Origin of the sequence: Ectopseudomonas khazarica (assembly GCF_004521985.1) — a bacterium.
Taxonomy (GTDB): Bacteria; Pseudomonadota; Gammaproteobacteria; order Pseudomonadales; family Pseudomonadaceae; genus Aquipseudomonas; species Aquipseudomonas khazarica.
On record NZ_SBHZ01000024.1, the window covers coordinates 20,038 to 41,200 of the forward strand.

The 21,163-nt window shown below is 67.3% G+C and carries 18 protein-coding genes; 9 read left to right on the forward strand and 9 right to left on the reverse strand.

Annotated features, from left to right (window positions below; translation table 11 throughout):
* Positions 1 to 46: 46 nt before the first annotated feature.
* Positions 47 to 3,814, forward strand: a complete 3,768-nt coding sequence (locus EPK82_RS22955; protein WP_134678152.1) for a bifunctional diguanylate cyclase/phosphodiesterase — start codon at positions 47 to 49, stop codon at positions 3,812 to 3,814.
* Here the strand turns inward: EPK82_RS22955 and EPK82_RS22960 are convergent.
* From EPK82_RS22960 to rimB, 3 genes are read right to left on the reverse strand one after another with little or no spacing between them, the layout of a single operon-like run.
* On the reverse strand, positions 3,804 to 4,700 hold the full coding sequence (locus EPK82_RS22960) for a S66 peptidase family protein (protein WP_134678153.1): 897 nt from the start codon (positions 4,698 to 4,700) through the stop codon (positions 3,804 to 3,806). The genes EPK82_RS22955 and EPK82_RS22960 overlap by 11 nt on opposite strands.
* Positions 4,697 to 5,602, reverse strand: a complete 906-nt coding sequence (gene rimK, locus EPK82_RS22965; RefSeq protein ID WP_037050224.1) for a 30S ribosomal protein S6--L-glutamate ligase — start codon at positions 5,600 to 5,602, stop codon at positions 4,697 to 4,699. Before rimK ends, EPK82_RS22960 begins: the two co-directional genes overlap by 4 nt.
* On the reverse strand, positions 5,599 to 6,069 hold the full coding sequence (gene rimB / locus EPK82_RS22970) for a retropepsin-like aspartic endopeptidase RimB (protein ID WP_037050223.1): 471 nt from the start codon (positions 6,067 to 6,069) through the stop codon (positions 5,599 to 5,601). Before rimB ends, rimK begins: the two co-directional genes overlap by 4 nt.
* A 114-nt stretch (positions 6,070 to 6,183) precedes the next feature.
* On the opposite strand from rimB, the gene EPK82_RS22975 reads away from it, so the two are divergent.
* Positions 6,184 to 6,612 carry an RNA-binding S4 domain-containing protein gene (locus tag EPK82_RS22975; RefSeq protein WP_037050222.1) on the forward strand — a complete coding sequence of 143 codons (429 nt, stop codon included), beginning with the start codon at positions 6,184 to 6,186 and terminating at the stop codon, positions 6,610 to 6,612.
* Between the two features lie 12 nt (positions 6,613 to 6,624).
* Here EPK82_RS22975 and EPK82_RS22980 read toward each other — a convergent pair whose 3' ends face one another.
* Positions 6,625 to 7,419, reverse strand: a complete 795-nt coding sequence (locus tag EPK82_RS22980) for a phosphatase PAP2 family protein (protein WP_037050220.1) — start codon at positions 7,417 to 7,419, stop codon at positions 6,625 to 6,627.
* A 216-nt stretch (positions 7,420 to 7,635) separates the two neighbouring features.
* Here EPK82_RS22980 and hslO point away from each other — a divergent pair, with 216 nt between their 5' ends.
* The 3 genes from hslO (at position 7,636) to EPK82_RS22995 (ending at position 12,414) form a co-directional block, all read left to right on the forward strand.
* A complete protein-coding gene (gene hslO, locus EPK82_RS22985; protein WP_134678154.1) occupies positions 7,636 to 8,523 on the forward strand; it encodes an Hsp33 family molecular chaperone HslO in 888 nt (295 codons plus the stop codon).
* A gap of 158 nt (positions 8,524 to 8,681) precedes the next feature.
* Positions 8,682 to 10,223 (forward strand): phosphoenolpyruvate carboxykinase, encoded by a 1,542-nt coding sequence (locus EPK82_RS22990; RefSeq protein ID WP_134678155.1) that lies wholly within the window; start codon positions 8,682 to 8,684, stop codon positions 10,221 to 10,223.
* 259 nt (positions 10,224 to 10,482) lie between these two features.
* Positions 10,483 to 12,414, forward strand: a complete 1,932-nt coding sequence (locus tag EPK82_RS22995) for a RecQ family ATP-dependent DNA helicase (protein WP_134678156.1) — start codon at positions 10,483 to 10,485, stop codon at positions 12,412 to 12,414.
* A gap of 29 nt (positions 12,415 to 12,443) precedes the next feature.
* On the opposite strand, the gene EPK82_RS23000 is transcribed toward EPK82_RS22995, so the two are convergent.
* Genes EPK82_RS23000 through EPK82_RS23015 form a run of 4 tightly spaced genes read right to left on the reverse strand, consistent with a single transcriptional unit; the run spans position 12,444 to position 15,876 of the window.
* The gene (locus EPK82_RS23000; protein ID WP_134678157.1) at positions 12,444 to 13,040 is read right to left on the reverse strand and encodes an ABC-type transport auxiliary lipoprotein family protein; all 597 of its coding nucleotides are present in this window, start codon (positions 13,038 to 13,040) and stop codon (positions 12,444 to 12,446) included.
* Positions 13,037 to 13,954, reverse strand: a complete 918-nt coding sequence (locus tag EPK82_RS23005; protein ID WP_037050208.1) for an MlaD family protein — start codon at positions 13,952 to 13,954, stop codon at positions 13,037 to 13,039. The genes EPK82_RS23000 and EPK82_RS23005 overlap by 4 nt, the downstream gene beginning before the upstream one ends.
* A complete protein-coding gene (locus EPK82_RS23010) occupies positions 13,955 to 14,740 on the reverse strand; it encodes an ABC transporter ATP-binding protein (RefSeq protein ID WP_134678158.1) in 786 nt (261 codons plus the stop codon).
* On the reverse strand, positions 14,737 to 15,876 hold the full coding sequence (locus EPK82_RS23015; protein ID WP_134678159.1) for an ABC transporter permease: 1,140 nt from the start codon (positions 15,874 to 15,876) through the stop codon (positions 14,737 to 14,739). The genes EPK82_RS23010 and EPK82_RS23015 overlap by 4 nt, the downstream gene beginning before the upstream one ends.
* A 140-nt stretch (positions 15,877 to 16,016) precedes the next feature.
* Here EPK82_RS23015 and EPK82_RS23020 point away from each other — a divergent pair, with 140 nt between their 5' ends.
* The 4 genes from EPK82_RS23020 to EPK82_RS23030 all read left to right on the forward strand — a co-directional run bounded on the left by EPK82_RS23020 (position 16,017) and on the right by EPK82_RS23030 (position 20,251).
* Positions 16,017 to 17,501, forward strand: a complete 1,485-nt coding sequence (locus EPK82_RS23020; protein ID WP_134678160.1) for a flavin-containing monooxygenase — start codon at positions 16,017 to 16,019, stop codon at positions 17,499 to 17,501.
* A gap of 145 nt (positions 17,502 to 17,646) precedes the next feature.
* Positions 17,647 to 17,814 carry a hypothetical protein gene (locus EPK82_RS24845; RefSeq protein ID WP_167494397.1) on the forward strand — a complete coding sequence of 56 codons (168 nt, stop codon included), beginning with the start codon at positions 17,647 to 17,649 and terminating at the stop codon, positions 17,812 to 17,814.
* 225 nt (positions 17,815 to 18,039) lie between these two features.
* Positions 18,040 to 18,960, forward strand: coding sequence for an aldo/keto reductase (locus tag EPK82_RS23025; protein ID WP_134678161.1), 921 nt, complete (start codon positions 18,040 to 18,042; stop codon positions 18,958 to 18,960).
* A 1-nt stretch (position 18,961) separates the two neighbouring features.
* A complete protein-coding gene (locus tag EPK82_RS23030; RefSeq protein ID WP_134678162.1) occupies positions 18,962 to 20,251 on the forward strand; it encodes an NTP/NDP exchange transporter in 1,290 nt (429 codons plus the stop codon).
* A 13-nt stretch (positions 20,252 to 20,264) separates the two neighbouring features.
* Here the strand turns inward: EPK82_RS23030 and EPK82_RS23035 are convergent, their stop codons facing one another.
* Positions 20,265 to 21,161: a LysR family transcriptional regulator gene (locus EPK82_RS23035; protein WP_134678163.1), complete on the reverse strand. Its 897-nt coding sequence runs from the start codon at positions 21,159 to 21,161 to the stop codon at positions 20,265 to 20,267.
* Positions 21,162 to 21,163 lie beyond the last annotated feature (2 nt).

The window sequence follows — 21,163 nt, forward strand, 5'->3', positions numbered from 1 at the left end:
TCTGGCGCTGGGCTATGCTGTGCCTGCGAATCGATTCGAGGCCCGCATGTCCGCCGCCTTCCCTGACCGCCTGCCCAGCTGGACCTGGTGGCTGCCGCTGCCGATCTTTCACCTGGGCACCTGGATATCCCTGGCAACCCGCCTGAACGATGGCGTGGCGCTGTGCTACCTGCCGCTGGTGCTCGGCCTGACGCTGTGCCTCTGGTGGGGGCCGCGGGTGTTGCCGGCGCTCTACCTCAACGCCCTGTTCAGCGTGCCGTTGTGGGGCCTGCCCTGGCAGTGGGCGCCGCTCTATGCCTTGCCGGAAACGGCGGCGGTCGCCCTGGGCTGGTGGTTGCTGCAGCGGCAGGTCTTCGACCCCGCGTTGGGACGCTTGTCGGATCTGCTGCGTTTCTTCGCCCTTGGTGTACTGGTGCCCGCCACCCTGCTGGCCCTCGGGCTGCAGACCAACCTGTGGCTGACCGGCCTGCAGATCGGCGAGCGCTGGGCGCTGGCCAGCCTGTCGATCTGGCTGACCGACGCGATCAACCTGCTCGCCCTGTGTGCGCCGCTGCTGGCCTTCGCCACGCCGCTGTTGCGCGCGCGTGGCTGGCTGCGCAAATGGGCCGAGACGCCCGGGACGACCTCGTTGCTCAGTGCCTCGCCGTCCGCCTGGTTGCTCGCCGCGGGCGTATTCGTGCTGCTGCTGGTGTTGCTGGGCAGCCTGCCGTTGCTGCTCGCCCTGCCGGTACTGGGCATCAGCATGCTGGTGTTGGCGCTGCGCCATGCGTTCGTCGGCGCCCTGTACGGCGTCATCCTCGGCTATTGCGCGACCCTGGTGCTGCCCCTGCTGCGTACCAGCCTCGGTCAGGAGGACCTGGACCTGCAGCGCAACCAGTTGCAGCTGGCTGTCCTCCTGCTGATGGGCGCGGTCCTGCTGGTGGGCCGGGCGCTGAGCGACCTGCGCCAGACCCTGGCACTCAGCGCGCAGATACAGCAGCAACTGGCACGCGCCAACCTGGCGATGGAAGCCAGCCCGCTCGGGGTGACCATCGCGGATGCACGGCAGGCCGACATGCCGCTGGTCTACTGCAACCCGGCCTTCACCCAGATCACCGGTTACTCCGCCGCCGAGGCCGAGGGGCGCGAGTGCCTGTTCCTGGCCGGCGATGAACACAACCAGCATGGCCTGCAGAAGCTGCGCACGGCGCTGCGCGAAGGGCGCGCCGCACAGGCCGTGGTACGCAACGTGCGCAAGGATGGCAGCCGCTTCTGGAACGAGGTGGTGCTGGCCCCGATGCGCGACGAGCAGGGCATCAGTCATTTCGTCGGCCTGCAGCACGATGTCAGCGAGCGCGAGGAACTGGCGGCGCAGGTCGAGCGGCAACGGCTGGCCATGCTGCGCCAGAGTCATCTGTTCACTCAGACCGAGGACATCGCCAACCTGGGCGGCTGGGTGCTGGAGCTCAGCGACTACGGCATGTTCTGGAGCGAGGGCTGCTACCGCATCGTCGAACGCGACATCCAGCAGGGCCCGCCCGACCTGCAACAGGCGCTCGACTACTACGACACGCCGAGCCAGGCGCTGATCATGCAGACCCTGCAGGCTGCACTGGGCGGGGTCGAGGAGCTGGACGTCGAGGCGCGCCTGGTCGCGCGCCTGGGCGGCCGGCTGGTGCGCCTGCGCGGGATTCCCGAGCGCGATGCCGACGGCACCCTGGTGCGCATCTACGGCGTGGTGCAGGACATCAGCGAACGCAAGCGCGCGGAGTCGCAACTGCGTGAGCGCGACGAGCGCCTGCGCCTGTTCTTCGAGGCGCCGCTGATCGGCATGGCGCTGACGACCCAGTCGTTCGGCTGGGAAGAGGTCAACCAGAAGCTGTGCAACATCCTCGGGCTGGAGCGCGACGAACTCCTCGCCAGCTCCTGGCAGCAGCTGTCGCACCCGGGCGACCTGCCGACGGAGCAGTCGCGGCTGGAACCCGTGCTGCAGGGCTCCAGCGACGGTTTCGAGATGGACAAGCGCTTCCTGCGCGGCGATGGCCAGGTGGTCTACACCCGCGTCAGCCTGAGCGTCGTGCGTGGCACTGGCGGTCGTCCGACCCTGTTCCTGCTGCTGGTCGAGGACATCAGCGCACGGCGCGAGGCCGAGGCGCGTTACCGCACCCTGGTCGAGCACGCCCCCGAGGCGATCCTGCTGTTCAGCCCCGATGGCGGCATCGTCGAGTTCAACGAGAATGCCTTGCAGCTGTTCCGCTACCGCCGCGAGGAGCTGCTCGGGCGCTCGATCCAGAGCATCAGTCCGCTGCGCCAGGGCGACGGGCGGCTGTCCTCACGGGCCGGCCAGGAGTACCTGAAGCGCGCCATCGAGGGCGAGGCACCGGTGTTCGAGTGGAACCACCGCGACAGCGCCGGTCGTCAGTTACCCTGCGAGGTGCGTCTGGTGCGCATGCCGGGCGAGCAGCTGCTGATCCGCGCCAGCGTCACCGACATCTCCGAGCGCCAGCGCTACCAGCGCGAGATCGAGCGCCTGGCCTACAGTGACGAGCTGACGGGCCTGCCCAACCGCCGGCTGCTGCTCGACCGTCTGCAGCACGCCATGGACCGCGAGCACCGCGAGGGCAGCCTGGGCGCGTTGCTGTTCATCGATCTCGATCACTTCAAGACGGTCAATGACAGCCTCGGCCATCTGGTCGGCGATGCCTTGCTCTGCGAGGTCACCACCCGCCTGGCGGGCGAGTTGCGCACCGAGGACACCCTCGCCCGTCTCGGCGGTGACGAGTTCGTGGTCCTGCTCGAGGCCCTCGGCCAGGAGCCCAAGGCCGTGGCCGAGCATGCGGCGGCGGTTGGCGAGAAGCTGCTTCGGGGCCTGCAGGGCAGCTGCCTGATCGACGGGCATGAGCTGGCCATCAGCGCCAGCATCGGGATCGCCCTGCACCCGCTGGGGTTGCAGCAGGCCTCGGACATTCTCAAGCAGGCCGACACGGCGATGTACCGGGCCAAGCACGCCGGGCGCAACGCCCTGCATTTCTTCGCCCCGGAGATGCAGGCGGCCATCGACCAGCGTCTGCAGCTGCAGAGCGAGCTGCGCCAGGCACTCGCCCGCCAGCAGTTGCAGCTGGTGTTCCAGCCGCAGCTGATGCTGGCCGACGACTCCGTTGCCGGTGCCGAGGTGCTGCTGCGCTGGATGCACCCCGAGCGCGGCGAGATCGGCCCGGACCAGTTCATCCCCCTGGCCGAGGAAACCGGCCTGATCCAGGAGATCGGCCAGTGGGTGCTGGAGCAGGCCTGCGCGGCGCTGGCGCGCTGGCAGACGCAGTGGCCGCAGCTGGTGCTGGCGGTCAACCTCAGCCCGCGCGAGCTGCGCCAGAGCGAGTGCGTGGAACGCGTCGAGGCCTGCCTGCAGCGGCATGGCGTGCCGGCGCAGGCACTGGAATTGGAGATCACCGAAGGCGTGCTGCTCGAGGACGTCGAGCGCTGCATCGGCAACATGCAGCGCCTCAAGGAGCAGGGCGTGCGCTTCGCCATCGATGACTTCGGCACCGGCTATTCGTCGCTCACCTACCTCAAGCGCCTGCCGCTGGATCGCCTGAAGATCGACCGCAGTTTCGTCGCCGACCTCGATGGCGACAGCAGCGGGCGCATGCTGGTGCAGACCATCCTGATGATCGCGCGCAACCTGGGTCTGGAGTGCGTGGCCGAAGGCATCGAGCGCGACAGCCAGCTACAGTTGCTACGCGAGCAGGCCTGCACGTTGGGCCAGGGCTATCTGTTCGGCCGGCCCATGGCCGAGGCCGAGTTTCTCGCCTGGATGGACAGCCGCGTCACCAGCTGAGGCGGTTGCCGCCCAGGCGCGCCTGCTGGCCGCAGGGCCAGGGGAAGTTGCTGTCGCCGTGCCCGCTGGGCAGCTCGCTGTAGAGCGCGATGCCCAGCGGCGTCAGGTATTCGCTGAAGATCTGCTCCAGGCTGTGGTGCACGCCGCGTCGCGGGCAGTCGGTGAAGCCGCCGAGGCACACCGCACGCGGGCGTTGCCCGGCGAAACTCTGGAGCAACTGCCAGAGGCTGCGCTCCAGGCGGTAGTAGGGCTCGCCGACGTCCTCCAGGATCAGGATGGCATCGTCCATCAGGTGCAGCTGCGCTGTGCTGCCGCAGGCACTGGCCAGTGCCGTGAGATTGCCGCCCTGCAGGCGGCCCTCGAGGTGCTGCGCAGGGCCGCTGACATGGCGCACGGGCAGTTCCTGCGGTTGCCCGTCGAGCAGGCGCCACAGCGCCTGCATCGAGGCCAGGCGCTCGCGCTGGCCACCTGGCGCCGCCAGCGCCTGGTGCCCGAGGGCGCTGGCCACCGGGCCGTGAATGGCTGGCAGGTCGTGCTGGCGGAAGGCGTCGAGCAGGATCGACAGGTCGGAGAAGCCGATCAGCGGGCGTGGGCTGGCCTGGCGCAGCAGGGCCCAGTCGATGTCGGCCACCAGCTGCGCGCTGCCATAGCCGCCACGCAGGCACCAGACGGCATCGATGTCGGGCAGGGCGAAGGCCTGGTGCAGGTCTTCCAGGCGCTGCTGCGGCGTGCCGGCCAGGTAGCGGTGCCGAGCGCGCACGTGCCGGCCCAGGTGGTAGCGGATACCCAGGACGTCGAGCTGCGCCAGGGTCGCTTCGAGCACATCTTCGGCAAGCGCCGCTGCCGGGGCGATCAGCGCCACGCGGCCGTCGAACGCAGGGCTCATCCGCGACCCTTGGTGCGGGTCTGGCCGGGCTCGGCGTTCTTCTCCAGGTACTGGATGATCATGCCGGCCACGTCCTTGCCGGTGGTGGTTTCGATGCCTTCCAGGCCTGGCGAGGAATTCACCTCCATCACCAGCGGGCCGTGGTTGGAGCGCAGGATGTCCACCCCGGCCACGTTCAGGCCCATCACGCGGGCGGCGCGCACGGCGGTCATGCGTTCTTCCGGGGTGATCTTGATCAGGCTGGCGCTGCCGCCACGGTGCAGGTTGGAGCGGAACTCGCCGGCCTTGGCCTGGCGCTTCATCGCCGCGATCACCTTGTCGCCGACCACGAAGCAGCGGATGTCGGCGCCGCCGGCCTCCTGGATGTACTCCTGGACCATGATGTCCTGCTTGAGGCCGAGGAAGGCCTCGATCACCGACTCGGCGGCCTTGTGCGTCTCGGCCAGCACCACGCCCATGCCCTGGGTGCCTTCCAGCACCTTGATCACCAGCGGTGCGCCGCCGACCATCTGGATCAGGTCGGGGATGTCGTCCGGCGAGTGGGCGAAACCGGTCACCGGCAGGCCGATGCCCTTGCGCGACAGCAGCTGCAGTGCGCGCAGCTTGTCCCGCGAGCGGCTGATGGCCACCGACTCGTTGAGCGGGTAGACGCCCATCATCTCGAACTGGCGCAGGACCGCGCAGCCATAGAAGGTCACCGAGGCGCCGATGCGTGGAATGACCGCGTCGAAGCCCTCCAGCGCCTGGCCACGGTAGTGGATCTGCGGCTTGTGGCTGGCGATGTTCATATAGGCGCGCAGGGTGTCGATCACCTGCATGTCATGGCCCCGTTGCTGACCGGCCTCCACCAGACGGCGGGTTGAATACAGACGCGGGTTGCGCGACAGCACGGCGATCTTCATTGGGCACCTGGAAGGGACGAGGAGAGAGAGGGTTTTTCCTGCACATAGCTGAGTGCCGGATTGACCACCAGTTGGCCGGTGATCAGCGCCTTGGAACCGAGCAGTACGCGATAACGCATGGTCTTGCGGCAGGCCAGGGTGAACTCCACCGGCCACAGGCGATCGCCCAGGGCCAGGTGGGTACGGATGACGTAGCGGCTCTGCGCCTGGCCATTGGAACTCTTGATGCGCTTCACCGAGACCAGTTGTGCCTCGCAGCGGTGGCGGCGCTGCACCTGGGTGCCGAGGTAGGCGGTGAAGCGCACCCAGTCCTCGCCGTCGCGCTGAAAGGGCTGGATATCGCTGGCGTGCAGGCTCGACGTGCTGGCGCCGGTGTCGATCTTGGCGCGCAAACCGATGATGCCGAGCTCCGGCAGGTTGATCCACTCGCGCAGGCCGATCACGCTGAGCTGGTCGAAAGTCTTCAAGGCAGTGGTATTCCCCTGAGGCGACAGCGCCTATGATTCCGCGCATTCTAGTTGTGTGGTGTGACAACTGCATCTGCCGCGCTTGGCGAATGCGAAATCCCTTCAGAGAGTGAGATGAGCGAGAAAGACGACGACAAGGTCCGCCTGGACAAGTGGCTGTGGGCGGCACGCTTCTACAAGACCCGGGCGCTGGCCAAGGCCGCCATAGAAGGTGGCAAGGTGCATCACCGGGGGGAACGCTGCAAGCCGGGCAAGGAGCCGAAGATCGGTGACGAGTACGTGCTGCGCACCGGCTTCGACGAGCGCACCGTGCAGGTGCTGGCGCTGTCCACGGTGCGCCGGGGGGCGCCCGAGGCGCAGTTGCTGTATCGCGAGACGGACGAGAGCATCGCGCGCCGCGAGCAGGCCGCGGCGATGCGCAAGGCCGGGGCCATCGGCGTGCAGACCGACGGCCGGCCGAGCAAGAAGCAGCGGCGGCAGATTCAGCAGTTCAACGAACAGCAGGGTGGCGGCTTGCGCCACCCCTGGGCGGACGAGGAATAGCGCGCGGCGCGGTCAGTGTCCGCTGACCACGCTGATGCGCCCGAGCAGTGGCAGCCTGGCCAGGCGCGAAGTGAGCGGCAGGGTGATCTTCTCCAGCCACTCGCTGGCGCGGTAGCCCAGCGGGGTGAAGCAGCCCCAGGCCAGGCCGGTCAGGCTCAGCAGCACGCCGCCGACGAAGGCATCCGAGCCCCAGTGTGCACCGGCCACCAGGCGCGGCAGCATGCCGATCACGGCAATGGCCCAGACCAGTGCCAGGCGCCAGCCACGGGCGAAGAAGCTGAGGAAGAAGGCCCAGATCATCAGCACCGAGGCGTGATCGCCAGGGAAGCTGCGGCTGGCGCTGTCCTTCAGGTCCCAGCGTTCTTCCCAGGCCGGGAACATCTCGGTCAGGCGCGCACTGCCTTCTACGGCCAGCGAGGCGCTCTGGCGTTGCCAGCCCATGTAGTCGACGAGGTCGGAAAACAGCACGCGGACCAGCAGCATCACGATCAACATCGCCAGGAAGGCGTAGAGCGCGCGGCGCACCTGCGGGCCTTCGAACACCAGGCCGGCCTTGAGCATCACCGCCAGCATCACCACGCCGACACCGGCGTCGACCGGGCGCATGCTGCCGATGGCCCAGATGTGCGCCCACAGGCCGGCGGCATGCACCGGGTCGTTGAGCAGGTGGAACAGCTGCAGATCGAAGGCGTCCCACAGCTGGCGCGTCGGCTGCCACAACCAGCTGGCGAGCAGCAGCAGGCTGACGACATGGCAGGCCAGCAGGGGCTTCACGCGCCACTGCGTATTGAGAAAGACGGTCGACATGAGAAGTCCCTTTGCAGAAATATGACAGCTCTACCCGAGCGCGCGCATGGTAGACCCTTATGGCCAGGATGCAATGTGACTCCGTGCTCGGTTCAGGTCAGGTTCAGAGCAGGCCCCGGCTTCCGCGCAGGTGACGCTCGGCGCCTGGCCCTTGGTTGTGCGGGCATTTGTGCATAAAATCGCCAGCCTTTTTTTGCAGACCCTGAGCCCGCCGCTATGAACGACTTCAGCCAACGTTTCCTGTTCGACGACACCGACGTGCGTGGTGAGATGGTCGCGCTGCGCGAGAGCTACGCTCACGTGCTGGCCAAGCACGCCTACCCGCAGCCCGTGGCGCAACTGCTGGGCGAGATGATGGCGGCCGCCGCGCTGCTGGTCGGCACGCTCAAGTTCGATGGCCTGCTGGTGCTGCAGGCGCGCTCGGAAGGGCCGCTGTCGCTGCTCATGGTGGAGTGCTCCAGCGCGCGCGAACTGCGTGGCATCGCCCGCTACGACGCCGAGCAGATCGGCGCGGACGCCGACCTGCACAGCCTGATGCCCAACGGCATGCTGGCGATCACCATCGACCCGGCCAAGGGCCAGCGTTACCAGGGTATCGTCGACCTCGACGGCGTCGACCTGGCCGAGTGCCTGAGCAACTACTTCGCCAGCTCCGAACAGCTGCCGACGCGCTTCTGGCTCAAGGCCGACGGCCAGCGTGCCCGTGGCCTGCTGCTGCAGCAGTTGCCCGTGCATCACCAGACCGAGCCGCAGGAGCGCGAGGAAAGCTGGAACCATGTGCTGACCCTGGCCGATACCCTGACCGCCGAAGAGCTGCTGGGCCTGGACAACCCGACGCTGCTGCATCGCCTCTACCATGAAGAGAACGTGCGCCTGTTCGACGAGCAACTGCTGCAGTTCCGTTGCAGCTGCTCGCGTGAGCGCTCGGCCAGCGCCCTGATCAGCCTGGGCCAGGCCGATGCCGAGCTGCTGCTGGCCGAGCAGGGCGGCCAGGTCGAGATCGACTGCCAGTTCTGCAACGAGCGCTACCTGTTCGACGCCGCGGACATCGCCCAGCTGTTCGCAGGGGCCGGTAGCGAGGCGCCGTCGCAGACCCGTCATTGATGAACTTTTCCACCTTATAGAAGTTCTCTATCGGATCGGAGGATGCCAAGAAGTTCGCTTTTCTGGCATACTCCCGCGACTTTTTTACCGTGTAGTCCGGTTGCCCCTGGACTACACAACGTTCGGAAGACTCGGCCCAGCGGCCGACGGGGACCCTCATGACGCAAGCCAACAACGCCGTGTACACCGACATCAGCGCCGCGCAACTGGTCGAAGAAGCCATTCGCCGTGGTGAAGGGGAACTGGCCGCCAATGGCGCCCTGGTGGTACGCACCGGCCATCGCACCGGCCGCTCGCCGGCTGACCGTTTCATCGTGCAGGAGCCGAGCACCGAGGCGCAGATCGCCTGGGGCAACATCAACCGTCCGTTCCCGGCCGACAAGTTCGATGCCCTGTGGGATCGCGTCGAGGCGTTCAACAATGCACAGGAGCATTTCGTCTCCCACGTGCACGTCGGCTCTGCCGAAGCTCACTACCTGCCGGTGAAGATGACCACCGCGACTGCCTGGCAGAACCTGTTCGGCCGCCAGCTGTTCATCAATCCCGAGGCCTACAACCCGGCCGGTCGGGAGCAGTGGCAGATCCTCAACGTCGCCAACTTCGAGTGCTCGCCCGAGCGTGATGGCACCAACTCCGACGGTTGCGTGATCATCAACTTCGCCGCCAAGAAGGTGCTGATCGCCGGCATGCGTTACGCCGGTGAAATGAAGAAGGCCATGTTCTCCGTGCAGAACTTCCTGCTGCCGGAAAAAGACGTGCTGCCGATGCACTGCGCCGCCAACATCGGTGAAGAAGGCGACGTGACCCTGTTCTTCGGTCTGTCCGGCACCGGCAAGACCACCCTGTCCGCCGACGAATCGCGTTACCTGATCGGTGACGACGAGCACGGCTGGGGCGAGGGTGTGGTCTTCAACGTCGAAGGCGGCTGCTACGCCAAGTGCATCGACCTGTCCGAGAAGAACGAGCCGGTGATCTGGAAAGCCATCCAGTTCGGCACCGTGCTGGAAAACGTCGTGCTCGACGAGCAGCGCACGCCGGATTACGCCGATGACAGCCTGACCCAGAACAGCCGTGCGGCCTACCCGCTGGAGTACGTCGAGAAGCGCAGCGAGAAGAACCTGGGCGGCGAGCCGAATGCCGTGATCTTCCTGACCTGCGACCTGACCGGCGTACTGCCGCCGGTGTCGATCCTCAATAACGAGCAGGCGGCCTACCACTTCCTGTCCGGCTACACCGCGCTGGTCGGTTCCACCGAAATGGGTTCGGGCGGCGGCATCAAGTCGACCTTCTCCACCTGCTTCGGCGCACCCTTCTTCCCGCGTCCGGCCGGCGTCTACGCCGAGCTGCTGATCAAGCGCATCAACGCTTTCGGCTCCAAGGTCTACCTGGTCAACACCGGCTGGACCGGCGGTGGCTATGGTGTCGGCAAGCGTTTCAACATCCCCACCACCCGTGGCGTGATCTCCGCGATCCAGAGCGGTGCGCTGATCGGTGCCGAGACCGAGCACCTGCCGATCATCAACCTGGACGTGCCGAAATCGGTACCTGGCGTCGAGACCAACCTGCTCAACCCGCGCAACACCTGGGCAGACAAGAACGCCTACGACGAAGCCGCCAAGGGCCTGGCCAAGCTGTTCATCGACAACTTCACCAAGTTCGATGTCAGCGACGCCATCAAGAGCGCCGGCCCGCAGCTGTAAGCGCTGTGCAAGCAAAAGAAACCGCCTTCGGGCGGTTTCTTTTTTGGGGCTGCAGGCAAGAGCAAAGGCAGTTGTCCGCGGGCTGGCAGTCAATGCAGTAGGCTTGTAGCCAATGTGGCGGGTTTCACCCGCCCTACGAAGTTCGTAGCCGCAAGGCGCACGACCCGTATCGCCATTTCGCCCTGGGGCAGGTGCAACCCGCCGTAACCGACGGGACTCTCAGCCTGCCGCCTGAAGCATTTCAAAGGAGTGATCGCGCATGTCCACCCTCAAACGTGTCTTCGGCTTCGATCATCTGCGCCCCGGTCAGGAGGCGGTGATCAGCGCCGTGCTGGCGGGGCGTTCGGCGGCGGCGATCTTTCCTACCGGTTCGGGCAAGTCGCTGTGCTATCAGTTGCCGGCACTGCACCTGCCGCACCTGACCCTGGTCATTTCGCCGCTGCTGGCGCTGATGCAGGATCAGCTGGCCTTCCTCCATGCCCATGGCATTGCCGCCGCCAGCATCGACTCGGCGCAGGACCGCGAGCAGACCCAGCAGGTGATGAACCGTGCGCGCAGTGGCGAGCTGAAGATCCTGATGATCTCGGTGGAGCGCCTGAAGAACGAGCGCTTTCGCCATTTCATCGGCCAGGTGCCGATTTCCCTGCTGGTGGTCGACGAGGCGCACTGCATCTCCGAATGGGGGCACAACTTCCGCCCGGACTACCTCAAGCTGCCGGACTATCAGCGCCAGTTCGGCATCGCCCAGGTGCTGCTGCTGACCGCCACGGCCACTCCCAGGGTGATCGCCGACATGCGCGACAAGTTCGCCATCGCCGAGGCCGATGTGGTCACCACCGGCTTCTACCGCGCCAACCTCAACCTGCTGGTCGAGCCACAGCCCGGCGGCGCCAGGCTGCAACGCCTGCAGCAATGGCTGGCGCCGCGCCGGGAGCAGGCGAGCATCGTCTACGTCACCCAGCAGAAAACCGCCGAGCAGGTCGCCGAGCACCTGCAGGGACAGGGGCTGGCGGTCAGTGCCTACCACGCCGGCATGGGCCATGAGGCGCGTGAGGCGATCCAGCGGCGCTTCATGGCCGGTGAGCTGGCGTGCATCGTCGCCACCATTGCCTTCGGCATGGGCATCGACAAGCGTGACATCCGCAACGTGGTGCACTTCGACCTGCCCAAATCGGTGGAGAACTACAGCCAGGAAATCGGTCGTGCCGGGCGCGATGGCCAGCCTTCCGACTGCCTGGTGCTGGCCAGTCGCGATGGCTTGAGCGTGCTGGAGAACTTCGTCTACGGCGATACGCCGGAGCCCGGCGGCATTCGCGCGGTGCTCGAGGATCTGCGTGCGGTCGGCACGGGCGGGCAGTGGGAGCTGATGCTCGGGCAACTGGCGGACCAGAGCAACATCCGCGCATTGCCACTGAAGACCCTGCTGGTGCAGCTCGAACTGCGTGGCGTGATCGCGCCACGCTATGCCTACTTCGCCGAATATCGCTTCAAGTTGCTGCTAGATGACCAGGCGTTGCTGGCGCAGTTCGAGGGCGAGCGGCGGCAGTTCGTCGAAGCGCTTCTCTCCAGCTCGCGTCGCGCGCGGACCTGGAACACCCTGGACTTCGACCTGCTCTACCGCGAGCACGGCGCCGAGCGCGCGCGGGTGGTCAAGGCGCTGGACTACTTCCAGGAGAAGGGCTGGCTGGAACTGGAAAGCAAGCAGATGACCGAGGTCTACGCGGTGCTCGATGGCGCCTTCGACCTGGAAGCGCTGACGGCTGAGCTGCATGCGCATTTCGTTGCCCACGAAGCCAGCGAGATCACGCGTATCCAGGCCATGCTGGGACTGTTCGAGAGCCGTGAGTGCCTGAGCCGACGCCTGGCGCTGTATTTCGGCGACGAGCAGGCCCCCGAGCGCTGTGGGCATTGCTCGGTGTGCCTGGGGCGCGTCGCCGTCCTGCCAGCTCCGCCGGAGCTGCCGTCGCTGCAGGGGCGTGATGCCCAGGCGCTGTGCGCGGCGTTCGTCGAGAAGCACGTGCAGCACGCCGGGCAGGTGCCGAGTCGGGAATGCCTGACGCGCTTCCTCTGTGGCATCAGCACGCCGCTGTTCACCAGGCTCAAGGCGCGCCAGCTGGCCGGTTTCGCCGCGCTGGAGGACTATCCCTACGCCCAGGTGCGTGACTGGCTGCAGGGCGCCTGGGCCACATAAAACAGTGGCCGTGCCCTACCCGGTGTCGATCAGCGCTTGCGCTGTCCTTCGCTCAGGGTCCAGTCCACCAGCTCGCGAGACAGACGATCGCCGGCCTGGCCGAATGCGGCCACCACCGCCGTTATCGAGGTGTCGGTCGCCGGCTGACTGGCGCTGAAACGGCGGCTGGCGAGGATGCGCTGATCGCGCGGGTTGACCAGGCGCGCATCGAGCTGGATCAGCGCCACCGGGCGACCGTCCTGATACTGGCTGTGAAAGCTGCGCAGGTCGCTGACCAGTTCCAGGTCGGCCTGCAGGCGCTGTTCATCGTTGCTCAGCGCCTGTATCCGCCCGTCATCGTGAAAGGCGTCCAGCAGTCGGCCGCGCAGCAACTGCGGCGTACGTTCGCTCCAGCGCGCGCCCTGGTAGGTGTTGACTCGCCCGGGCTCGGGCAGCACGACGATGCGCGTGCCATCGAGCAGCTGGCCGCTGCTCGGGCTGCTCACCCGCAATGACCAGTCGACGCGCTGCTGCTGCGCCGGCAGCGTGCCGCCGGGCAGCAGGTAGATATCCAGCGGTTCGCTCTGCGGCAGGATCGAACAGGCGCCGAGCAGGCCGGCCATCAGCAGCGGCAGCAGGTGCTTCATGGTTGGAACTCCTTGATGCTGTCGTTGCGCAGCAGGTAGCCGGTGGGGTCCTGCTCCAGGCGGCGGGAGAAGCCGCGCAGGGCGCTGAGGGTTTCGTGCAGCTCGGCGATGGCCGGGCCAAGCTCGCTGAGCCCCTGCATGCCGTTGTCCAGGGCGCTGCGGTTGTTCGCCAGCAGCTCCTCGATGTTGCGGCTGCTGCGTTCCAGCGAGGCCATCAGGCGTTCGGCGTTCTCCATCACCTGCGTGCCCTGGCCGTCGAGCAGGCGGTTGGCCGTACGCATCAGTGCGGCGGCTTCGCGGGTGGCGGCGCCGACCTGCTGCATGGCGGCGCCGAGATCGTCGCGCTGATCGGCCAGCCCGGCGGTGGTGCGCTCCAGGTTGTCCAGGGTGCGCGACACCCGTTCGGCATTCTCCCGCGACAGCATGCGGTTGGCCCGGTTGAGCAGGCGGGTGATGTTGACCAGCAGGTCCTCGCCGTTGGCCATCAGGCGTGACAGCGGCGAGCGATCGGCGATGATGATCCCCGGTTGGCCGTGCTCGCCTTCCAGCGCGGGGCTTTCCGGGCTGCCACCATGCAGCTGGATCACCGCCAGGCCGGTGATGCCGGTGATCGCCAGGCGGGCGCGGGTGTCCTGCTTGATCGGGGTGTTGCCGACGATGCGGATGCGCGCCCGTACGGTGCGTGGATCGTTCGGGTCGAGGCCGAGGCTGACCACGTCGCCGACCTTGATGCCGCTGTACTGCACGGCGCTGCCCTGGGACAGCCCGGTGACCGCCTCGTTGAAGATCACCTCGTAGTCGGTGAAGGCGCGATCGGAGCTGCTGCTGTTCAGCCACAGGCCGAACAGCAGCGCGGCACCCACCGTGAGCACGGTGAACAGGCCGATCAGCACGTGATGGGCTCTGGGTTCCATTCATTGACTCCCTGCCGCGGTCGCGGCCTGTGCGGCTGCGCGTCCACGCGGGCCGTGAAAATATGCCTGAATCCAGCTGTCGTCGGTGGCGGCCACCACCTCCAGGCGGTCGGCCACCAGCACCTTTTTCTGCGCCAGCACCGCGACCCGGTCGCAGATGCTGTAGAGCGTGTCGAGGTCGTGGGTCACCAGAAACACGCTCAGCCCCAGGCTGTCGCTGAGGGTACGGATCAACTGGTCGAAGGCCGCCGCACCGATTGGGTCGAGGCCGGCAGTGGGTTCATCGAGAAACAGGATGTCCGGGTCCAGCGCCAGCGCGCGGGCGAGTGCGGCGCGCTTGGCCATGCCGCCGGACAGCGAGCTGGGGTATTTGTCGGCGGCGTCCTGTGGCAGGCCGGCCAGGGCGATCTTGACCCGTGCCAGGCGCTCGGCGGCGGCGCGTGACAGACCGGCATGCTCGATCAGCGGCAGGGCGATGTTCTCGCTGACGGTCAGCGAGGAGAACAGCGCGCCGCGCTGGTAGAGCACGCCGAAACGGCGCTCCAGCTGCGAGCGCTTCTCGGCCGGCAGGCTCAGCAGCTCTTCGCCGAATACCCGCACGGTGCCGGCGTTGGGACGGCGCAGGCCGACGATGCTGCGCAACAGCACCGACTTGCCGGTACCGGAGCCGCCGACCACGCCGAGAATCTCGCCGCGATAGAGATCGAAATCCAGGTGCTCGTGCACCACCTGGCTGCCGAAGCGGTTGCTCAGGTCGCGCACCTCGATGATGGCCTCGCGCGTCACCAGCCCATCTCCATCAGGAACAGGGCAGCCAGCGCGTCGAGCAGGATGACCACGAAGATCGACTGCACCACCGCCGAAGTGGTGTGTTCGCCCACCGACTGGGCGCTGCCGCTGACCTTGAAGCCTTCCAGGCAGCCGATCAGGGCGATCAGGAAGGCGAAGATCGGCGCCTTGAGCAGGCCGACCAGGAAATGCCGCAGCAGGTCGCTGTCCTGCAGGATCGACAGGTACATCGCCGACGGAATGTCCAGCGCCACTGCGCAGACCAGGGCGCCGCCGAGCATGCCGCTGAGCATGGCGATGAAGGTCAGGATCGGCAGGGCGATGAGCATGGCGAATACCCGAGGCAGCACCAGCAGCTCGACGGGGCTCAGGCCCAGGGTGCGGATGGCGTCGATCTCCTCGTTGGCTTTCATCGAGCCGATCTGCGCGGTGAAGGCGCTGGCGGTGCGTCCGGCCATGAGGATGGCGGTGAGCAGCACGCCGAACTCGCGCAGGAAGGAGAAGGCGACCAGGTTTACCGTGTAGATGCTGGCGCCGAAGTCCGCGAGGATGGTGGCGCCGAGGAAGGCCACCACGGCGCCGACCAGGAAGGTCAGCAGGGCGACGATGGGCACGGCGTTGAGCCCGCACTGCTCCAGGTGCGCGGCCAGCGACGTCAGGCGCCAGCGCCGTGGGCGTATCAGGATGGCGAGCATGCCGCTCAGGGTCAGGCCCATGAAACCGAGCAGCGCCCGCCCCTGGTGCCACATGCCCTCGACGACCTCGCCGATATGCCCGAGCACTTCGCGCAGCACCGACGGTTCGCCAGGTGTCTGCGCCTGCCGGCTGTCGGCCATGGCATCGGCCACCGCCAGCAGCAGCGCACGGCGCTGGCTGTTCAGCGCGCTCCGCTCCGTGAGCTGGCGCAGGCGCGCGCTGCCGAACAGCTCCACCAGCAGCGCGGCCCCCGCGGTATCCAGTGCGGCCAAGGTGCTGAGATCGACCGGCTCCTCGCCCTGCAGGCGCTCGCGCAGAGCCAGCACCTGGGGTTCTAGCCGGGCGTAGTGGGCCAGCGTCCAGTCGCCGCCAATCCGCAGGCCGTTGGCGGCATCCTTGCTGCTGGTCTGAAGCGGGGTCAGGTAGGGCGTGGTCATGGCGACAGCTTAGCGCCGCAGAGGCCTCGCCGGCCAGTCGAGGCACGCGCGCGCCGTGACGGACCAATCGAAGGTCGGATGACAGGGCGATGAACTAAGGTGAGTCTGTGTCGACCGTCCTTCTCTCGCGAGTGAGTGCCATGTCCGTGGAACACCTGGATGTCCTGATCATCGGTGCCGGCCTGTCCGGTATCGGCGCCGCCTGCCATCTCAAGCGCCTGTGCGCCGACAAGCGTTTCGCCATTCTCGAGGGGCGACAGGCCATGGGCGGGACCTGGGACCTGTTCCGCTATCCGGGCATCCGTTCCGACTCGGACATGTACACGCTGGGCTACAACTTCAGGCCCTGGAGCGATCCGCAGGCCATCGCCGACGGGCCGTCTATTCGTCGCTACATCGAGGACACCGCCCGTGAGCAGGGTGTCGATCGGCTGATCCGCTATCAGCACCGGGTGCTCGAGGCGAACTGGTGCAGTGCCAGCGCCACCTGGCAACTGCGGGTGCAGCGGGGTGACGAGGACGAGCCGCTGCGCATGAGCTGCCGCTTCCTGATGATGTGCACCGGCTACTACCGCTACGAGGCCGGCTACACCCCGGCGTTCGCCGGGCGCGAGGCCTACCGGGGCACCTTCATCCATCCGCAGTCCTGGCCGCAGGGCTTCGACTGCAGCGGCAAGCGGGTGCTGGTGATCGGCAGCGGTGCGACTGCCGTGACGCTGGTGCCGGCGCTGGCCGAGGCGGGCGCGCAGGTCACCATGCTGCAGCGCTCGCCCAGCTACGTGGTCAACCTGCCGCAACGCGATGCGCTGTCCAACGCGCTGCGCCGGGTACTGCCGGAAACCTGGGTCTACCGCCTGGCGCGCGGGCGCAACGTGACCTTGCAGCTGATCTTCTACAAGCTGGCCAAGCGGTTCCCGGGGCTGGTGCGCCGGGTGCTGCTGGGACTGGTGCGGCGGCAGTTGGGGACGGTCGATCCGCAGCACTTCAGCCCGAGCTACAAACCCTGGGACCAGCGCGTGTGCGCGGTGCCGGACGGTGATCTGTTCCGCGTGCTGCGGCAGGGCAAGGCGCAGGTGGTGACGGCCGAGATCGAGCGTTTCACCGCGCACGGCGTGCGCCTGAGCAATGGCGAGGAGCTCGAGGCCGAGGTGGTCGTCAGCGCCACCGGCCTGCAGCTGCAGTTGTTCGGCGGCATTGCCGTGAGCGTCGATGGCGCGCCGTTCGAGGCGCCGAAGAGCATGGGCTATCGCGGCATCATGTTGCGTGATCTGCCCAATCTGGCGGTGGTGATGGGCTACACCAACGCCAGCTGGACGCTCAAGGCCGACCTGTCCAGCGAATACTTCTGCCGCCTGATACGGCACATGGACGCCACCGGCATGCGCCAGGTGACGCCACGCGACGGCGACGGCCAGGTGCGTCCACAGCCGTTTCTCGACCTGCAGTCCGGCTACATCGAGCGCGCTGCGCACCTGCTGCCGGCGCAGGGCGACCGGGTGCCCTGGAAGTTGCACCAGAACTACCTGCTGGATCTGCTGCAACTGCGCTACGGCAGGCTGGAGGACGACTACCTGGTCTTCTCGGCGGAGCAGGATGAGGGGCAGGCGGAACTGGCACAGCCCTGATGACGCGGGGGGTATAGCGAATGTCCTACAAAAAAATGCACGATCGCGCCGCTGACAGCCCTGGCACAGGGCTACTACCATTTTGCGATATGCGTCACGGATGAGTCAGCGGGTGTGAGATCACCCATTCAACGAGAGGTCGGCCATGAAGGAACAGCGCCATTTACCTGCACTGCGTGCCCATATCGAGCACCTGCTCAGCAGCGGCTGGGTGATCTCCAGCCGTACACCCTTGACGTTGCAGAACGGACGACGCTGTTATCTGGTCTCCCACGGCATGCTGATCAGCGAATCCGCCTCGCGCGCTGCCTGAGCAGGTTTCCCGACCGCTGCGCCCCCCATCCCGCCTTGGCGCAGCGGCGTTTTTGGTTACCGGATATTGCGCCGCCAACCCCCTCGCTTCACGCCTGCATCCCGGTTCATCTGGGCTGCGCCCATCCTGCCCCTCTTTGCTGATGATGCGTCGATCGCTGTAACGCCTTGGTCCGGGCGTGGTCTGTGCCTATAACCCTTCGGTCACCGTTAGAGGTTCCACGCCATGCCCAGCCGTCGTCGATTCCTGCACGGTAGCGCCAGCCTGGCGGCGCTCGCCGCCCTGATGCCCTGGTTGCCATCATCCGCCTTCGCCTCCAGCGGCCTGATGAGCAGGCCCATACCCAGTACCGGTGAGCTGCTGCCGGTGGTGGGGCTGGGCACGTCGCGCACGCACGATGTCGCCATGACGGACGCAGCGCTGGAGCCGTTGCGCGAGGTGCTGCGCACGCTGGCCAATGGCGGTGCCAGCCTGGTGGACACCGCGCCCAGCTACGGGCGGGCGGAGGCGGTCTGCGGTGCGCTGGCGGCGGAGGACGACATGCGCAAGCGGCTGTTCCTGGCCAGCAAGGTATCGTCCACCGGGCGTGCGGCCGGGGAGCGCCAGGTCGAGGCCAGCTTCGCCGCGTTGCGCACTGACACCATCGACCTGATGCAGGTGCACAACCTGCAGGACACCCGCACCCAGCTCGACCTGCTGCGCGAACTGAAGGCGCAGGGGCGGGTGCGCTACATCGGCGTCACCCATTACCTGGACTCCGCCCATGAGCGCCTGCTGCAGGTGCTGCGCCAGGAGCCGGTGGACTTCGTCCAGTTCAACTACTCCATCGGCGAACGCAACGCCGAGCGCGAGCTGTTGCCGTTCTGTGCCGACAAGGGCATCGCGGTGCTGATCAACCGCCCCTTCCAGCGCGCCGCACTGTTCGACCGGGTGCGCGGCAGGAGCCTGCCCGACTGGGTGGCCGTGGAGCTGGGTGCGACCTCCTGGGCGCAGTTGATGCTCAAGTTCATCCTCGCCCAGCCCGCCGTGACGGCGGTCATTCCGGCCACCTCCACGCCGCGCTACATGGCCGACAACCTGCTGGCCGGGCAGGGCAAGCTGCCCGACGCGGCCCAGCGCCAGCGCATCGTCGAGCTGTTCGCCTGAGATGCAGGCGCTCACACGGCGCCTGGCACGGGCAGTCAATGCCGAAAGCGGGGAACTGCCGGCGGTGCTCGCCGGTTTCGCCCTGTTCTTCTGCCTGTTCGCCGGCTATTTCATGCTGCGGCCGATCCGCGAGGCGATGGGCATCACGGGCGGGGTGAGCAACCTGCAGTGGCTGTTCAGCGCCACCTTCGTCGTCATGTTGCTGGCCGTGCCGCTGTTCGCCTGGCTCAACTCGAAGGTCCCGCGCATTCAGTTCATCGACTGGGTGTACGGCTTCTTCTGCCTCAACCTGCTCGCCTTCGTCCTGCTGTTTCGCCTCGATCACGACAGCGTCTGGCTGGCGCGGGTGTTCTACGTGTGGATATCGGTCTACAACCTGTTCGTCGTGTCGGTGGCCTGGAGCCTGATGGCCGATGTGTTCGATGCGGCCCAGGCCCGCCGCCTGTTCGCCTTCATCGCCGCCGGCGCCAGTGTCGGTGGGCTCTGCGGTCCGCTGCTGAGCACGCTGCTGGTGGGCGGCGTCGGTGAGTCGGGCCTGATGCTGATGGCCGCCGTGCTGCTGGGCGTGGCCATCTCGCTCAAGCGCTACCTGATGGGCTGGCGCGAAGGGCGGGGCGCCGGCCGGCCCGGGGCGCAGGCCAGTGAAAGCCCGCGCCGGCCGGTAGCGGGCAATCCGTTCAGTGGCCTGACCCGCCTGCTGCGCTCGCGCTACCTGCTGGGCATCGGCGCCTTCATTCTGCTGCTGACCTCGGTGAGCACCTTTCTCTACTTCGAGCAGGCACGTCTGGTGGCTGCGCTGTTCCCGGACCGTGCCGAGCAGGTGCGGGTGTTCGGGGTGATCGATTTTGTGGTGCAGGCCGGTGCGCTGAGCGCGCAGCTGTTCATCACCGGGCGGCTGGCGCAGCGGCTCGGGGTGCGGGTGTTGCTGGCGCTGGTGCCAGCCCTGGTCAGCCTCGGTTTCATCGGCCTGGCGCTGGCGCCGACCTTCGCCATGCTGGCGGGGCTGATGATCGTGCGGCGCATCGGCGAGTACGCCTTCGTGCGTCCGGGGCGCGAGATGCTGTTCGCGCCGCTGGATGCCGAGAGCAAGTACAAGGTGAAGAACTTCATCGACACGGTGGTCTATCGCGGCGGCGACGCCCTCAGTGGCTGGGCCAAGGCCGGCCTGGACATGCTCGGCCAGGGTACCTGGTTGATCGCCGTGGTCGGCGCGTTCTGCGCCGCGCTGTGGGGCCTGCTCGGCTGGCACCTGGGTGGTCGCGCCGATGCACAGGCGCGTGAGCGGCAATAGCGCGGTGTGCTGATCAACCGGCCACCGCGATGATCTCCTCGATCAGCCATTGCAGCGCGGCGTCACGCTGGCGCTGGGCCAGGCTGACCATCTCCAGGTGGAAGGGGCCGAGGGTGAAGGGCAGGTCGAACAGCCGCAGCGGCAGCAGGCTGGCGAAATGCCGGGCCAGGGCGGTGGGCAGCACGGCGGTCAGCTCACTGCCGGCGACGATGTGCGCGGCCTGCAGGTAGTTCGGCGTGGTGTAGAGAATCTGCCGCGACAGACCCTGTTCGCCGAGCCACTGATCGACCATGCCACGGGTCTGTCCACCGTGGACCCAGAGGTGGCGCAGGCGCAGGAACACACTGAGGTCCGGCGCCTCCTGCAACAGCGGATGGTCGTTGCGCGCCGCCAGCTTGAGCGTCTCGCTCATCCAGTGGCGGCGGGCGAAGCGTGCGGGCAGCTCGTCGAAGCGTCCCAGCACCAGGTCCAGCTCGCCCTTGTCCAGCGCTTCCATCGGCAGGCTCGGGCTGAGGTGGCGAATGTCGATGCCGACGCCCGGTGCGTGACGGCTGAGGCGGTCGAGCAGGCGAGGCATGCACACCAGCTCGACGTAGTCGGTGACGGCGATGCGAAAGCGTTGGCGGCTCTCGCCGGGCACGAAGGACTCGCCGGCGCTCAGGCTCTGCTCCAGCTGGCGCAGGGCGCTGCGGATCGGCGCCTCCAGGGCCAGTGCCCGTGGCGTGGGTTGCATGCGCCTGCCCACGCGCACCAGCAGCGGGTCGTCGAGCAGCTCGCGCAGGCGGTTCAGGGCATTGCTCACGGCCGGTTGGCTCAGCGCCAGGCGTTCGGCGGCGCGCGAGACGTTCTGCTCGCGCAGCAGGGCGTCGAGCACGCGCAGCAGGTTGAGGTCGAAGTTGCTGAAATTCATCT

Excerpts from the sequence above, each read along its gene's own strand:
- EPK82_RS22955 (WP_134678152.1), top strand. The coding sequence starts at position 47 with ATGTCCGCCGCCTTCCCTGACCGCCTGCCCAGCTGGACCTGGTGGCTG.
- EPK82_RS22960 (WP_134678153.1), bottom strand. The coding sequence starts at position 4,700 with ATGAGCCCTGCGTTCGACGGCCGCGTGGCGCTGATCGCCCCGGCAGCG.
- rimK (WP_037050224.1), bottom strand. The coding sequence starts at position 5,602 with ATGAAGATCGCCGTGCTGTCGCGCAACCCGCGTCTGTATTCAACCCGC.
- EPK82_RS22975 (WP_037050222.1), top strand. The coding sequence starts at position 6,184 with ATGAGCGAGAAAGACGACGACAAGGTCCGCCTGGACAAGTGGCTGTGG.
- EPK82_RS22980 (WP_037050220.1), bottom strand. The coding sequence starts at position 7,419 with ATGTCGACCGTCTTTCTCAATACGCAGTGGCGCGTGAAGCCCCTGCTG.
- hslO (WP_134678154.1), top strand. The coding sequence starts at position 7,636 with ATGAACGACTTCAGCCAACGTTTCCTGTTCGACGACACCGACGTGCGT.
- EPK82_RS22990 (WP_134678155.1), top strand. The coding sequence starts at position 8,682 with ATGACGCAAGCCAACAACGCCGTGTACACCGACATCAGCGCCGCGCAA.
- EPK82_RS22995 (WP_134678156.1), top strand. The coding sequence starts at position 10,483 with ATGTCCACCCTCAAACGTGTCTTCGGCTTCGATCATCTGCGCCCCGGT.
- EPK82_RS23000 (WP_134678157.1), bottom strand. The coding sequence starts at position 13,040 with ATGAAGCACCTGCTGCCGCTGCTGATGGCCGGCCTGCTCGGCGCCTGT.
- EPK82_RS23005 (WP_037050208.1), bottom strand. The coding sequence starts at position 13,954 with ATGGAACCCAGAGCCCATCACGTGCTGATCGGCCTGTTCACCGTGCTC.
- EPK82_RS23015 (WP_134678159.1), bottom strand. The coding sequence starts at position 15,876 with ATGACCACGCCCTACCTGACCCCGCTTCAGACCAGCAGCAAGGATGCC.
- EPK82_RS23020 (WP_134678160.1), top strand. The coding sequence starts at position 16,017 with ATGTCCGTGGAACACCTGGATGTCCTGATCATCGGTGCCGGCCTGTCC.
- EPK82_RS24845 (WP_167494397.1), top strand. The coding sequence starts at position 17,647 with ATGAAGGAACAGCGCCATTTACCTGCACTGCGTGCCCATATCGAGCAC.
- EPK82_RS23025 (WP_134678161.1), top strand. The coding sequence starts at position 18,040 with ATGCCCAGCCGTCGTCGATTCCTGCACGGTAGCGCCAGCCTGGCGGCG.
- EPK82_RS23030 (WP_134678162.1), top strand. The coding sequence starts at position 18,962 with ATGCAGGCGCTCACACGGCGCCTGGCACGGGCAGTCAATGCCGAAAGC.
- EPK82_RS23035 (WP_134678163.1), bottom strand. The coding sequence starts at position 21,161 with ATGAATTTCAGCAACTTCGACCTCAACCTGCTGCGCGTGCTCGACGCC.